Here is a 15,139-nt window from a genome sequence, read left to right on the forward strand (position 1 = left end):
TGCAATGACTTTATCAATCTGAGTGCTTTGGCAACATGCCTCAATGCCACATACACCGGATTATGCTTTATCAAAGGGAATATCAACCGCCTTTAGAATAATCAGCTATAAAAGAGTTTGCATTATGTAAGGAGCAAAGCTGCACCATCATTCTCTTTGCCAGCCCCCAATGTTGTGAGAGCCTTTACATTTGAGAGCGTTGAGAAGAGAAATTTTTTTTCTGTCTTTAAGAGTTTTTACCCACACGCTACTCTCGCTTGTGATGTGCAAGGGTATTGTTTAATTCAGCATACACAGATTTGAAATGAGAAAATCTTACGTTATTCGAGACTCTTATTAAGTATGAATAACGGAAAATTATGATTATAGATCAATATATTGACTTATTATGGAGTAAGCTCTGTATTGATCTTTTTACACGCATTCATCAAAAATGAGAGAAACCAGAGACGAATACCCTCTTATTTTTAGCAACATCGCGTTTTGCCACAACTCTTACATTTAAAGGACTATAGTTCTCATATGCATCCTCTTTTTGGCATGCAATCACTTGTGACTTGTGACTTGTGACTTGTGACTTGTGACTTGTGACTTGTGACTTGTGACTTGTGACTTGTGACTTGTGACTTGTGACTTGTGACTTGTGACTTGTGACTTGTGACTTGTGACTTGTGACTTGTGACTTGTGACTTGTGACTTGTGACTTGTGACTTGTGACTTGTGACTTGTGACTTGTGACTTGTGACTTGTGACTTGTGACTTGTGACTTGTGACTTGTGACTTGTGACTTGTGACTTGTGACTTGTGACTTGTGACTTGTGACTTGTGACTTGTGACTTGTGACTTGTGACTTGTGACTTGTGACTTGTGACTTGTGACTTGTGACTTGTGACTTGTGACTTGTGACTTGTGACTTGTGACTTGTGACTTGTGACTTGTGACTTGTGACTTGTGACTTGTGACTTGTGACTTGTGACTTGTGACTTGTGACTTGTGACTTGTGACTTGTGACTTGTGACTTGTGACTTGTGACTTGTGACTTGTGACTTGTGACTTGTGACTTGTGACTTGTGACTTGTGACTTGTGACTTGTGACTTGTGACTTGTGACTTGTGACTTGTGACTTGTGACTTGTGACTTGTGACTTGTGACTTGTGACTTGTGACTTGTGACTTGTGACTTGTGACTTGTGACTTGTGACTTGTGACTTGTGACTTGTGACTTGTGACTTGTGCACACAACAGAAAAACATGCAAGATCAAACTGTCTAATATTGCACCAATATTGATGTTTTATACAGAAAAATCAATAACTTACTTTTCAAGCACAAGCCCCATACATCCCCATTATGAGTGTTGTTTTTACTTATTTACTATCGAAGTAATTTTTCTCTTAAACATGTTTTCCATAATCACCACGTTCTCTTTTTCCCTCTTAAAACACCAATGCTTATTTTCCTCCCTAAGCATTCTTTCACGTATTTTATCTTCTCTCCCAATATCAAATATATAAGAAATTGATTTATAAGGATAAATTAGGTTTTTCATGTTAAATGAGAGACTCGAATATCGTAAGATTCTTCCATTTTAAATCTGAGTATGCTGAATCAAACAAAACTACACCCTTACCCATCATAAATGGAGCTGGCGTGTGGGTAAAACTGTACAAGAAAAAAGTAAAAATGCCTCTATAAACCGTCTCAGTGCAAGGGTTATAGCAACATTGGGAGCTAGCAAAGAAACATGATGGTGCCGGCTTACCCCTCTATAAGCGTAAAGATGTTGGTACACAATGCCCCATTACCTTCATAGACTCCGTCGTGAAATGAGCTTGGTGCCTTGAAAAATGTTTTTTTAAAACAAGTACGTGAATCTGCAACTCAATGGCGTTCTGTTTTACGTTTAAGGGCTTGTCTCCATTAAAGAATGCAATAAACAAAAGCGTGAGGCAATGCACACTCCGCATTATTTAAAAGATGTTGCCGTGGGTGCTTTTGAAAACCATACAGCAGAATTAAAAGGAGATGGCAAGAATGGGAGAACTGGTTTTCACCTTTACAACTTTATACTTTCCTCAAATTAGGTTGTATACCCATTTCAAAAATGACACAAACAAAGATACGCAATACCCTTGCTCCTATTTGGCATATAAAAACTGCAACAGCAGAGAAAACCGTTATCCATCTTAATCTTTATCTTAACTGAAAGACACATAAAGGCTTCTTTAGAGACAAAACAACGATTGATTTTGGCTAAGCCGAAGCTAACTCTTTGAAAGAAGCACTCTTATAAAAACTTCCTCTTAAGAGCTTCGCCAATTGAGTGCCTATACAAAAGTCCTCAAGACATAAGCGCGTTTTTAGCGCACATAGCAAAGTCATTGATGCGCGTTTTTAAATCAACAATATTGGAACCAGCGTCTGTAATCGACCTTGAAATAGAAGGAATAATATTCTGCCATAAACTTTGAGGGAACTGGTTTGTCAGTTGTGTTATTGTTCCTCCCTGAGCACCAATACCCGGTACAAGAAACAAGCAATTTTTTAACTGTTTGATTGTATCTTTTGCTTCACTGCCGAGTGTTCCTCCAACAACCGCACCAATGGGACCAATAGAATAATTCTTTTCCAAAGACTGGCTATTATAGTCACAAATACGCTGTGCCAAATGAACAGAAAGTGTTTGATCACCAATAAGCGCATTGCGCATTTGCTTTCCCTCCGGATTCGAGGATTGAACAACCACAAAAACTGCTGTTCCTGTTTCTTCTGCAATTTTTATCAAAGGGATAAGAGCATCAAAACCAAGAAAAGCATTCGCAGTTATCGCATCCGCTTTGAACGCACTGCTTGAACCAAGCCAAGCTTGACCATAAGCTTCAACAGTAGACCCAATATCCCCCCTTTTTGCATCAGCGATTACCAATAAACCTTGTTCCTGTGCATTTTCAATAAGCTCTTTGAGAACTTGAAGACCTTCCACACCATACAATTCAAAAAATGCGACTTGCGGTTTAATAATGCCCACATTGCCCACAACCGCTGTTAACAGGATATCACAAAAGTCTTTGAGACCTTTATAATCACAGCTCAAATTCCATGATTGTAAAACTTTATGACTAGGGTCAAAACCGATACAAAGCGGTCCGTAGATTTTACGATTTTTAAAAAAAGTTGAATGAAACATTCCACACCCTCATAAAGCGTCTTTTTAAACTTTCTAATACAACCAAAAAGAAATACATTTATCAAAATGACCGGTAACATGGTTTTCATAAAAAAGAAAATATTTTCAAATTTCATGACAGAATACGAACAAAACAAGCCATATCACTTTATAAGATAGCTTCGTAATGCACAAATATCCCTTCTGTTTTTTTATTTTAGCTAGCTTATTTTTTTAGCACGAACATTTTTGATAAAGTTATTTTAGGTTGAGATTTTACCACAAGACCTTTTATCATTGGGGTATTATAATCCCAAGATAATAATTTCAGGGAGGATAATCAGTGTTTATTTTTGGTATTTTGCGTCTATTTTGGGCACAAATTTGTCTCTTTTGGAACATAATGGTTCAGGAAGCATTGTATCTCCAGCATCATTCAAGGAGATAAACACATGGAAACCCGCATACCTGAAGACACAGCCTTTGATACCCATTTTCTAGGCAAAACATCTGTAGAGGAACAGTATCCCCTCTTTCATACGCCGATTTCATGGTCGGCAATTTTTGCCGGCCTGGTGACAGCTCTAGCCACCTCGATCTGTCTCTCTTTTCTCGTTGCAGCCTTAGGCTTCAATCAAATGGATTTCACGTCTTCCACCCCTTTTGAAGGTTCGTTACGCTCCTTTGGCATAGGATCTCTTATCGTTACACTGATCAGCCTTGCTTTGGGAGGTTTTATTGCCGGACGTTTTGCAGAATCGTCAGGCGCTCTTCATGGCTTTCTTACCTGGGCTCTCTTAACCCTTCTCATGACCTTGCAAACCATCCATGTGGTTTCAAGTACAGCAAAACTAGGCGCTCAAGCTGCGGTAGAAAATAGCTCAGCAATTGGACAAACCATAGACAGCCTCAAAACAAATTTTTCTCCCCTTTTTTCAAAATTCGATGGCGAGAGCTTTGAACAGTTTTTGCGTAAGACAAAAGACAATGGCGTTGATTTTGATAAACTGGGCAATGAATTACGCGCACTTCTCAACAAAAGCGACATCCCTGCTCTCAATCCTGATCGCTTAAAAACATCCTATCAAGCAGCTCTCAAGGATATTGGGGAGGCAATAACAGCTTTCAAAAATGATCCATCTCACTATCGCACATATTTAAAAGATCTTGGTGAGCGCCTTTCTGATCGTATAGAAGCCATTACGGCAAAGATTGATAAAAGCGATATCATCAAAAGCCTTATGAACAATGGCATGACACGCACGGATGCACAAACAGCAGCCAACAATGCGCTTCATGTTTACAAAACAGCAGAGGAAAAAACCGAAAAAGCGTTAAAAGCACTTGAAGAACAAGCTGAAACGCTCTCTGATAATCTTGAGAAAGCCATGAAGGGAGCAAAAAATACCGCCGAAAAAGCCACGAAAACAGCATCCCACATGGGATGGTGGGGCTTTTTAGGCAGCCTGATTGGTGCTATGATTTCCAGTGTTTTTGGTTATTATGGCTACAGAATCCGTAAGGCTTCTTTTATGTTCTAAAAGCTTTTCCTCACAAAGTATGAAAGTGATAAAAAGCTGTACAGTCTGTGCAGCTTTTTTTTGCCAATTTTCTTGATGGCTTTATTGTATGCAATAACATACCATAAGATCACTCAAAAATCCTCATACGGAAAAAACATTGCCCCCTCACCAATCTGTTGTTATTTTCACACCTTTCCTATCACCAATTAGAGCCTATTTATTAGCGCGATCATTGGGCCTTGTAAAACACTTGCGCAATCACGCGATACTGTTATGACATTCCATTTCAATGATCATACCAAATTTCCATATCCATATAAACAAACTATCGCACAAATGCATTCCCCCCTCACTAGCCTGTAAAAAAACAGGCTTTACCCAACTTACATAATCAACAGACCTTCTTGAAAATCTAAGCTTAAAAACAGCATATAATGACGAAAGCACATTTATATATGCATAATAATCTAAAAAATGAAAAATCTATATTTGAGAAAAACATGAAACCTATAAAGCCATAAAAAATCAGAATTTTTTATTTCCTCTATGATTCATTATTCAAACTATTTCTTTAGGAGAAACGTTTAGAACTCTTCACTCTATTTTTTCAAGAAAAAGAAAAAATCACTTTATTTTTTCTTATTATTATTGCGAAGAATAAACACTATTTTTGATTTTTTTTCAAAAATATCTCGAACAAAACAAGCATGTAAGTATAAGAGATGAGATCAAGGATCTTCTCAATCGAAATGACATTTGACAAAAAATAAATTTCATAAAAGATTCCTCTCGGTGATATTACCTGAAACCTCCACTGATTATGACAAACTATAAGGAAGATGACATATGATATTTTACTTAAATGAAGCAGAAAATCTTATCGAGTTTATTGTTAGAAACATCGAAACAACGTTAGGTAGTTTCTAAAGACGTATAGCGTAGCGATATTCAAATTTGGGTTTATACATCGCTCCCCCTCTTAATATTACTTACTAAAATTGAGAGTGAAATCATTCTTCAGCCACTCACAAAATTTCAATAGGCCCCCTTCTTCGAAATAAAGAACTCCTCATCGCTGCAAATGGGCATTGCACTTGTTTTGAATAGAGCTCTCATTTAGAGGGATTCCTTTCCCAACTTTCATCAGGAAAAAACTAGACAGAGCAAAATTAAATGATAAATCCTATAGATATGCGCAGGAGGAAATTTTAAAAGCCGTAAAAGCTTTAGCATGTTGGGGAGCATTGTGACAAAGAAAAAATCCATGATTTTCGCCTAAATGGGACTTTTTCTCGTTTTGGGCTTAAGTGGTTTTGCCGATAAAACGGCTCAAATGACATTTGCTTTACACTGAGCAAAGAGTACTGCCTCTATTTTAGAGCTGCTTTTTGCAGGGCTTATAGGAGGAATTTGTGCAGGACCCCTTGCCCCACATTTTTTGCATCACTTCCAGCCAGCACGAACAGTGCCTATTATTCTATTATTTCAAGCAATATGCATAACCACAGCCGTAGTCGTCAACCAGTTTTGGCTTTATATTACCCTTTCTTTCACACTGGGCTGTGCTGGTTCACTCTTTTGGTCTGCAATTCTTGTTGCTGTACCTGACTTCGCAAATAATGATCACCAATGAAACCGTATTACCCAAACAGTCCGTAATCTTGGTTATATTGCCGGACCACTGTTAGGCGGTGTATTGTATGGTCTATCAAACGGACAAAAAGGATTGTTCCTGTTTTCGATAATGGTTCTCTATGCAGAGCCTTTATCACCATCTACTATTTTAAAAATTTAAAACTTCATGCACAAACGACAAACACAGCGCAGCAAATCAAAAAGGGATTAGATGTAGTGGGATTCTTGCGTAAAAAACATGTCGTCTATGCTCTTACCTCCTCATCATCACCATTATCCTCACCTCTGCTCTCAACGTATTATCGATTGTCCGCATCCGCACCGAGCTGCATTTAAGTGCAGAAACCTATGGAATCACAAGCATGATAAGTCTTGGCCTCATGGTTGGTCGACTCTGTTTCTCTAGTCTTTTCCACCATTTTGGCAATGCTGCTGGAACATCACTAGCCGTGGCAATAATCGGCTTTAGCATTTTCCGCTTTTCCCTCACACACATTGTGTGGCTGATGATGCTTTCCTTTTTTATCCTTGGGGGGTACAAACGGTGTGCAAAATGCACTGATAACAAGTTTTATGATGAAAGCCATCCAGAAAAAAACAGCGAAACAGCCAAATGCCCGCTTATCTTTTCATCATACAAACATCAGTGTGCATTGGTTTTATCAGTGCGGATTTTGTCCATGTGCATCATACCCAAAGCACGCTGTTTATCATTGGTATCGCGACCATGATCACAGGCATATTAAGTTTTATCTTGAACAGAGTACTATGCAAAAAAAGGAATGCATCTTCAACACCCCATAGAACAGACAACTGCGTTTTTTGTCAAAACAGGGATGCTGCGATTGATAAAATGATAAGGATCAAAAGATGCCCCTGATACAACCTGGTATGGGAACAAAAAACAGTATTGAGCTTCTTTACACGCTCATTCAAATGGCAAAACCGCGCACAGTCCTTGAAATCGGTGCGGGGGATAGCACATGCTTGATTGCTACAGCACTGCAAAAAGCAAAACAAGCATGGCAACAGGATAAAAAACTTTTAAGATCTACCACTTTTGAAGAACGTACAGCTTTTCTTGACCCTTCAGGAGTCCTTGAGAATTATCAACCACGATTGATCACCATCGATGATTTTTCAGCAGAAGGTCAATCCGCCGAACAAGCATGGCAAAAACCACTCCAAGACAACAGCATTGAAAAAGACATGGTAACATTTATCCATATTTCTTCTCTCTTGATGATGAAACGCTCAAATCTTGGGGACCAATAGATTTTGCTTGGATTGATGCTGGAACGCCCGCAAATGATGTGCAATTTGTTACCACACTTTGGGAACATATTACCGCTCATGGTTATCTCTGTCTTCATGAACCAACAATGACAATAACCGTTGCTCTTGATGGAGCTCAACGGGTTCGCCGTGTCAGAACCCCTTTTTGGGAAGAAACTCTCTACCGACTTGATGGGCTCCTATGAGGCTTTAACCCTCACCGAAAACCACAAATATCGCCAAAGTGGTCTTGGTATCATTCGCAAACACACCCCTGCCGAACAAATTGTACGCGCACAATCACTACAAGCAGAACTCATAGAAATCAATGAACTGCCCATTCGCAATGATCTTTTACCCATGGGAAAAGAAGCCCTTCACAAACGATAGACCCGTAATTCACTGATCTCTGCCATGACCTCATAGACACTTCGCACTGTTTATGCCAGCCATTATCCTTGGCGCGAGAAATCTTTCTGATATCCTCAAACATGTCGATTGTGATGCCAAATTCACAAATCCATCAATCGTCTTTTAAATCTTAGTCTTATTCAAAGCACCAAAGAAGGATTTCAAGCGGAAAGAACACTCTGGAAAGCACTAGAAGATACAAATGAGCGGGAGAGAGAAAATTTAAGTGACCGACACTTAGAAACAGAAGAAATGCTGCAAAAAATTGTCCAAGCCTTTCAAAGGGAAAAAATCTATAGCGAAACGGAAGTCTTCAAGATATGCAACCTCTTTACGGTAGATTTTGCTAGATTACGGCGTACCCTTGTTGAGAGGGACTTTTTACAACGCCATGGGGGCAAACATCAACGCGTGCATTAAAAAATACGATTTTTTTTGGGAATAATTTCAAAAGCAGGGAACTTTAAATAAAATCATCATCTTTTTCGATGCAAGCTTTACCCTGATTACATTTCAAATGGCATAAAAAAACAAATGATTTTTGCAGAACTTTTCACAAAACTGTTGCAATGAAGATAGAATAAAGAATGGATTTTATACTTGTGGAAACATGAGCATTTTCTTTTTTTACGTGCGAAGCACAATCAAATGCCCGCCTCTCTTTTATCCTACAAACATGTGTATGCTCTACACCCAATACACCCTCTTATCATCGGCATCACCCCAATAATCACAGGTGTGTTAGGTTTTATATTAAATAGCACTATGCAAAAAAAGGAATGTGATTATGGTTAGCGATCTCAGTCATTTTCCCCATAAAGTAAGCAATGCAATTTTTTATAGTATAATTTATATGGACCATTCTAGAGTTGAAACACAGTGAGTGCCCTTTTATTTTTTAAGGGGAAAGATTTCCAAGAAGGACCCCAGTTTACTATAGCTTTAGTATTTTAAGGGGCTTTTACGTTTTTCACTGCTTCCCCTTTTCCTTTTCTTGCACTTTCATGAGCGGAGAGCTACGCGTGAGTTATGTATCGATGTTCCCAAGCAAAAATAGATCTCTTATTTTTAGCTTTTATGACTGTTCTATCATTTAATGTAAATAGAAACGAAAAGATGAGAAGCAAGAATCCTGTAAGGAGTTTTATATTTCTCCTATCTCGTTAACGCAGCAGAAAGATTTAATGTATCATCGGAAACAGCCTCTTTTTTATAGAAGGAAGGTTAGAGGATTTAGAGAAGAATTTGTTATTTGATGTACTTTGGTGAGAGAGAGTTGTATGACATTGATTTGAAGGAAGATGAAGAGCTTTGTGCTCAAATCATCATAATGGCATTCCCTATATTTTTGAGGGTTTTCTCTTTACGCAAGAAGACTTCCGATTATCCCCTCCCCCAAGAACCATAGCTTCAGGTGCGCTTACTCTGCCACTTTGTTTTTATCTGCGATCATAGCAGCTTTTTACGTGCAAAGCAGGGTGTGAATAGGGGAATGTGGTTGTGAGCGAGATACTTGTTTGATGTGATTTTTGGTTGCGGGGGCAGGATTTGAACCTGCGGCCTTCAGGTTATGAGCCTGACGAGCTACCGGGCTGCTCCACCCCGCGCTATAGGGAATAAAATAAAATAAGCGTAATTTTTTGTCTACGCTTAATTGTTATATTGATTTTTTTATTCTTTTAAAGATTGTGTTTTTCTCTATGCATTTAGCAGACCTGGCAGCGACTTACTCTCCCGTGCCTTAAGGCAAAGTACCATCAGCGCTGGAGCGTTTCACGGCCGAGTTCGGGATGGGATCGGGTGCGTTCACTCCGCCATAACCACCAAGTCAGCGAAATGCATAGGGAATTTGAGAAGCTATTCTTTTTTGCTTTTATTTATTTTTTTGTGGGAATGACTATAGGAAATGGGAACGATCAAGTCGATTGAACGATTAGTATCAGTAAGCTTCATGTGTTACCACACTTCCACACCTGACCTATCAACGTGGTAGTCTACCACGGTTCTCAGGGAATACTTGTTTCCTATCAAAATGACCGGTAACATGGTTTTCATAAAAAAGAAAATATTTTCAAATTTCATGACAGAATACGAACAAAACAAGCCATATCACTTTATAAGATAGCTTCGTAATGCACAAATATCCCTTCTGTTTTTTTATTTTAGCTAGCTTATTTTTTTAGCACGAACATTTTTGATAAAGTTATTTTAGGTTGAGATTTTACCACAAGACCTTTTATCATTGGGGTATTATAATCCCAAGATAATAATTTCAGGGAGGATAATCAGTGTTTATTTTTGGTATTTTGCGTCTATTTTGGGCACAAATTTGTCTCTTTTGGAACATAATGGTTCAGGAAGCATTGTATCTCCAGCATCATTCAAGGAGATAAACACATGGAAACCCGCATACCTGAAGACACAGCCTTTGATACCCATTTTCTAGGCAAAACATCTGTAGAGGAACAGTATCCCCTCTTTCATACGCCGATTTCATGGTCGGCAATTTTTGCCGGCCTGGTGACAGCTCTAGCCACCTCGATCTGTCTCTCTTTTCTCGTTGCAGCCTTAGGCTTCAATCAAATGGATTTCACGTCTTCCACCCCTTTTGAAGGTTCGTTACGCTCCTTTGGCATAGGATCTCTTATCGTTACACTGATCAGCCTTGCTTTGGGAGGTTTTATTGCCGGACGTTTTGCAGAATCGTCAGGCGCTCTTCATGGCTTTCTTACCTGGGCTCTCTTAACCCTTCTCATGACCTTGCAAACCATCCATGTGGTTTCAAGTACAGCAAAACTAGGCGCTCAAGCTGCGGTAGAAAATAGCTCAGCAATTGGACAAACCATAGACAGCCTCAAAACAAATTTTTCTCCCCTTTTTTCAAAATTCGATGGCGAGAGCTTTGAACAGTTTTTGCGTAAGACAAAAGACAATGGCGTTGATTTTGATAAACTGGGCAATGAATTACGCGCACTTCTCAACAAAAGCGACATCCCTGCTCTCAATCCTGATCGCTTAAAAACATCCTATCAAGCAGCTCTCAAGGATATTGGGGAGGCAATAACAGCTTTCAAAAATGATCCATCTCACTATCGCACATATTTAAAAGATCTTGGTGAGCGCCTTTCTGATCGTATAGAAGCCATTACGGCAAAGATTGATAAAAGCGATATCATCAAAAGCCTTATGAACAATGGCATGACACGCACGGATGCACAAACAGCAGCCAACAATGCGCTTCATGTTTACAAAACAGCAGAGGAAAAAACCGAAAAAGCGTTAAAAGCACTTGAAGAACAAGCTGAAACGCTCTCTGATAATCTTGAGAAAGCCATGAAGGGAGCAAAAAATACCGCCGAAAAAGCCACGAAAACAGCATCCCACATGGGATGGTGGGGCTTTTTAGGCAGCCTGATTGGTGCTATGATTTCCAGTGTTTTTGGTTATTATGGCTACAGAATCCGTAAGGCTTCTTTTATGTTCTAAAAGCTTTTCCTCACAAAGTATGAAAGTGATAAAAAGCTGTACAGTCTGTGCAGCTTTTTTTTGCCAATTTTCTTGATGGCTTTATTGTATGCAATAACATACCATAAGATCACTCAAAAATCCTCATACGGAAAAAACATTGCCCCCTCACCAATCTGTTGTTATTTTCACACCTTTCCTATCACCAATTAGAGCCTATTTATTAGCGCGATCATTGGGCCTTGTAAAACACTTGCGCAATCACGCGATACTGTTATGACATTCCATTTCAATGATCATACCAAATTTCCATATCCATATAAACAAACTATCGCACAAATGCATTCCCCCCTCACTAGCCTGTAAAAAAACAGGCTTTACCCAACTTACATAATCAACAGACCTTCTTGAAAATCTAAGCTTAAAAACAGCATATAATGACGAAAGCACATTTATATATGCATAATAATCTAAAAAATGAAAAATCTATATTTGAGAAAAACATGAAACCTATAAAGCCATAAAAAATCAGAATTTTTTATTTCCTCTATGATTCATTATTCAAACTATTTCTTTAGGAGAAACGTTTAGAACTCTTCACTCTATTTTTTCAAGAAAAAGAAAAAATCACTTTATTTTTTCTTATTATTATTGCGAAGAATAAACACTATTTTTGATTTTTTTTCAAAAATATCTCGAACAAAACAAGCATGTAAGTATAAGAGATGAGATCAAGGATCTTCTCAATCGAAATGACATTTGACAAAAAATAAATTTCATAAAAGATTCCTCTCGGTGATATTACCTGAAACCTCCACTGATTATGACAAACTATAAGGAAGATGACATATGATATTTTACTTAAATGAAGCAGAAAATCTTATCGAGTTTATTGTTAGAAACATCGAAACAACGTTAGGTAGTTTCTAAAGACGTATAGCGTAGCGATATTCAAATTTGGGTTTATACATCGCTCCCCCTCTTAATATTACTTACTAAAATTGAGAGTGAAATCATTCTTCAGCCACTCACAAAATTTCAATAGGCCCCCTTCTTCGAAATAAAGAACTCCTCATCGCTGCAAATGGGCATTGCACTTGTTTTGAATAGAGCTCTCATTTAGAGGGATTCCTTTCCCAACTTTCATCAGGAAAAAACTAGACAGAGCAAAATTAAATGATAAATCCTATAGATATGCGCAGGAGGAAATTTTAAAAGCCGTAAAAGCTTTAGCATGTTGGGGAGCATTGTGACAAAGAAAAAATCCATGATTTTCGCCTAAATGGGACTTTTTCTCGTTTTGGGCTTAAGTGGTTTTGCCGATAAAACGGCTCAAATGACATTTGCTTTACACTGAGCAAAGAGTACTGCCTCTATTTTAGAGCTGCTTTTTGCAGGGCTTATAGGAGGAATTTGTGCAGGACCCCTTGCCCCACATTTTTTGCATCACTTCCAGCCAGCACGAACAGTGCCTATTATTCTATTATTTCAAGCAATATGCATAACCACAGCCGTAGTCGTCAACCAGTTTTGGCTTTATATTACCCTTTCTTTCACACTGGGCTGTGCTGGTTCACTCTTTTGGTCTGCAATTCTTGTTGCTGTACCTGACTTCGCAAATAATGATCACCAATGAAACCGTATTACCCAAACAGTCCGTAATCTTGGTTATATTGCCGGACCACTGTTAGGCGGTGTATTGTATGGTCTATCAAACGGACAAAAAGGATTGTTCCTGTTTTCGATAATGGTTCTCTATGCAGAGCCTTTATCACCATCTACTATTTTAAAAATTTAAAACTTCATGCACAAACGACAAACACAGCGCAGCAAATCAAAAAGGGATTAGATGTAGTGGGATTCTTGCGTAAAAAACATGTCGTCTATGCTCTTACCTCCTCATCATCACCATTATCCTCACCTCTGCTCTCAACGTATTATCGATTGTCCGCATCCGCACCGAGCTGCATTTAAGTGCAGAAACCTATGGAATCACAAGCATGATAAGTCTTGGCCTCATGGTTGGTCGACTCTGTTTCTCTAGTCTTTTCCACCATTTTGGCAATGCTGCTGGAACATCACTAGCCGTGGCAATAATCGGCTTTAGCATTTTCCGCTTTTCCCTCACACACATTGTGTGGCTGATGATGCTTTCCTTTTTTATCCTTGGGGGGTACAAACGGTGTGCAAAATGCACTGATAACAAGTTTTATGATGAAAGCCATCCAGAAAAAAACAGCGAAACAGCCAAATGCCCGCTTATCTTTTCATCATACAAACATCAGTGTGCATTGGTTTTATCAGTGCGGATTTTGTCCATGTGCATCATACCCAAAGCACGCTGTTTATCATTGGTATCGCGACCATGATCACAGGCATATTAAGTTTTATCTTGAACAGAGTACTATGCAAAAAAAGGAATGCATCTTCAACACCCCATAGAACAGACAACTGCGTTTTTTGTCAAAACAGGGATGCTGCGATTGATAAAATGATAAGGATCAAAAGATGCCCCTGATACAACCTGGTATGGGAACAAAAAACAGTATTGAGCTTCTTTACACGCTCATTCAAATGGCAAAACCGCGCACAGTCCTTGAAATCGGTGCGGGGGATAGCACATGCTTGATTGCTACAGCACTGCAAAAAGCAAAACAAGCATGGCAACAGGATAAAAAACTTTTAAGATCTACCACTTTTGAAGAACGTACAGCTTTTCTTGACCCTTCAGGAGTCCTTGAGAATTATCAACCACGATTGATCACCATCGATGATTTTTCAGCAGAAGGTCAATCCGCCGAACAAGCATGGCAAAAACCACTCCAAGACAACAGCATTGAAAAAGACATGGTAACATTTATCCATATTTCTTCTCTCTTGATGATGAAACGCTCAAATCTTGGGGACCAATAGATTTTGCTTGGATTGATGCTGGAACGCCCGCAAATGATGTGCAATTTGTTACCACACTTTGGGAACATATTACCGCTCATGGTTATCTCTGTCTTCATGAACCAACAATGACAATAACCGTTGCTCTTGATGGAGCTCAACGGGTTCGCCGTGTCAGAACCCCTTTTTGGGAAGAAACTCTCTACCGACTTGATGGGCTCCTATGAGGCTTTAACCCTCACCGAAAACCACAAATATCGCCAAAGTGGTCTTGGTATCATTCGCAAACACACCCCTGCCGAACAAATTGTACGCGCACAATCACTACAAGCAGAACTCATAGAAATCAATGAACTGCCCATTCGCAATGATCTTTTACCCATGGGAAAAGAAGCCCTTCACAAACGATAGACCCGTAATTCACTGATCTCTGCCATGACCTCATAGACACTTCGCACTGTTTATGCCAGCCATTATCCTTGGCGCGAGAAATCTTTCTGATATCCTCAAACATGTCGATTGTGATGCCAAATTCACAAATCCATCAATCGTCTTTTAAATCTTAGTCTTATTCAAAGCACCAAAGAAGGATTTCAAGCGGAAAGAACACTCTGGAAAGCACTAGAAGATACAAATGAGCGGGAGAGAGAAAATTTAAGTGACCGACACTTAGAAACAGAAGAAATGCTGCAAAAAATTGTCCAAGCCTTTCAAAGGGAAAAAATCTATAGCGAAACGGAAGTCTTCAAGATATGCAACCTCTTTACGGTAGAT

Annotated in this window: 11 protein-coding genes, 1 tRNA gene, 1 rRNA gene and 3 pseudogenes (1 of these 16 cut by a window edge); 13 read left to right on the forward strand and 3 right to left on the reverse strand. The window is 38.9% G+C overall.

Annotated features, from left to right (window positions below; all coding sequences use genetic code 11):
* Positions 1-1,650: 1,650 nt before the first annotated feature.
* Positions 1,651-2,198 (forward strand): annotated as a pseudogene (locus tag AYT27_RS09395) (integrase); the annotation flags it as partial.
* 141 nt (positions 2,199-2,339) lie between these two features.
* Here AYT27_RS09395 and pyrF read toward each other — a convergent pair.
* Positions 2,340-3,185, reverse strand: a complete 846-nt coding sequence (gene pyrF, locus AYT27_RS06965; RefSeq protein ID WP_011181159.1) for an orotidine-5'-phosphate decarboxylase — start codon at positions 3,183-3,185, stop codon at positions 2,340-2,342.
* A gap of 431 nt (positions 3,186-3,616) precedes the next feature.
* Here pyrF and AYT27_RS06970 point away from each other — a divergent pair, with 431 nt between their 5' ends.
* The 6 genes and pseudogenes from AYT27_RS06970 (at position 3,617) to AYT27_RS09415 (ending at position 8,428) form a co-directional block, all read left to right on the forward strand.
* Positions 3,617-4,705: a DUF3792 family protein gene (locus AYT27_RS06970; protein WP_011181084.1), complete on the forward strand. Its 1,089-nt coding sequence runs from the start codon at positions 3,617-3,619 to the stop codon at positions 4,703-4,705.
* A 1,261-nt stretch (positions 4,706-5,966) separates the two neighbouring features.
* Positions 5,967-7,100, forward strand: a pseudogene (locus AYT27_RS06980) (MFS transporter); the annotation flags it as partial.
* Positions 7,101-7,192: 92 nt separating this feature from the next.
* Positions 7,193-7,597: a hypothetical protein gene (locus AYT27_RS09400; RefSeq protein ID WP_034448014.1), complete on the forward strand. Its 405-nt coding sequence runs from the start codon at positions 7,193-7,195 to the stop codon at positions 7,595-7,597.
* A gap of 38 nt (positions 7,598-7,635) precedes the next feature.
* Entirely contained in the window at positions 7,636-7,803 is a 168-nt protein-coding gene (locus AYT27_RS09405) for a hypothetical protein (protein ID WP_223396391.1), read from the forward strand.
* A complete protein-coding gene (locus tag AYT27_RS09410) occupies positions 7,790-7,987 on the forward strand; it encodes a hypothetical protein (protein ID WP_034448018.1) in 198 nt (65 codons plus the stop codon). The genes AYT27_RS09405 and AYT27_RS09410 overlap by 14 nt, the downstream gene beginning before the upstream one ends.
* Positions 7,988-8,260: 273 nt before the next feature.
* Complete coding sequence (locus AYT27_RS09415; RefSeq protein WP_223396394.1) at positions 8,261-8,428, forward strand: DUF2087 domain-containing protein; 168 nt, start codon at positions 8,261-8,263, stop codon at positions 8,426-8,428.
* 1,110 nt (positions 8,429-9,538) lie between these two features.
* On the opposite strand, the gene AYT27_RS06990 is transcribed toward AYT27_RS09415, so the two are convergent.
* Together AYT27_RS06990 and rrf are read right to left on the reverse strand one after the other, a co-directional pair.
* Positions 9,539-9,615: transfer RNA gene (locus tag AYT27_RS06990), tRNA-Met, on the reverse strand.
* Between the two features lie 106 nt (positions 9,616-9,721).
* Positions 9,722-9,836 (reverse strand): 5S ribosomal RNA (gene rrf / locus AYT27_RS06995).
* 569 nt (positions 9,837-10,405) lie between these two features.
* On the opposite strand from rrf, the gene AYT27_RS07000 reads away from it, so the two are divergent.
* The 6 genes and pseudogenes from AYT27_RS07000 to AYT27_RS09435 form a co-directional block, all read left to right on the forward strand.
* The gene (locus AYT27_RS07000; RefSeq protein WP_011181084.1) at positions 10,406-11,494 is read left to right on the forward strand and encodes a DUF3792 family protein; all 1,089 of its coding nucleotides are present in this window, start codon (positions 10,406-10,408) and stop codon (positions 11,492-11,494) included.
* Positions 11,495-12,755: 1,261 nt separating this feature from the next.
* Positions 12,756-13,889 (forward strand): annotated as a pseudogene (locus AYT27_RS07010) (MFS transporter); the annotation flags it as partial.
* 92 nt (positions 13,890-13,981) lie between these two features.
* Complete coding sequence (locus tag AYT27_RS09420) at positions 13,982-14,386, forward strand: hypothetical protein (protein WP_034448014.1); 405 nt, start codon at positions 13,982-13,984, stop codon at positions 14,384-14,386.
* A 38-nt stretch (positions 14,387-14,424) separates the two neighbouring features.
* Entirely contained in the window at positions 14,425-14,592 is a 168-nt protein-coding gene (locus AYT27_RS09425) for a hypothetical protein (RefSeq protein WP_223396391.1), read from the forward strand.
* On the forward strand, positions 14,579-14,776 hold the full coding sequence (locus AYT27_RS09430) for a hypothetical protein (protein WP_034448018.1): 198 nt from the start codon (positions 14,579-14,581) through the stop codon (positions 14,774-14,776). Before AYT27_RS09425 ends, AYT27_RS09430 begins: the two co-directional genes overlap by 14 nt.
* 273 nt (positions 14,777-15,049) lie before the next feature.
* Positions 15,050-15,139 carry the 5' portion of a DUF2087 domain-containing protein gene (locus AYT27_RS09435; RefSeq protein WP_223396394.1) on the forward strand. The gene runs 78 nt beyond the window's last position, so only the first 90 of its 168 coding nucleotides appear in the window; it begins with the start codon at positions 15,050-15,052; its stop codon lies beyond the right edge, outside the window.

Source organism: Bartonella henselae str. Houston-1, assembly GCF_000046705.1.
GTDB classification, from domain to species: Bacteria; Pseudomonadota; Alphaproteobacteria; order Rhizobiales; family Rhizobiaceae; genus Bartonella; species Bartonella henselae.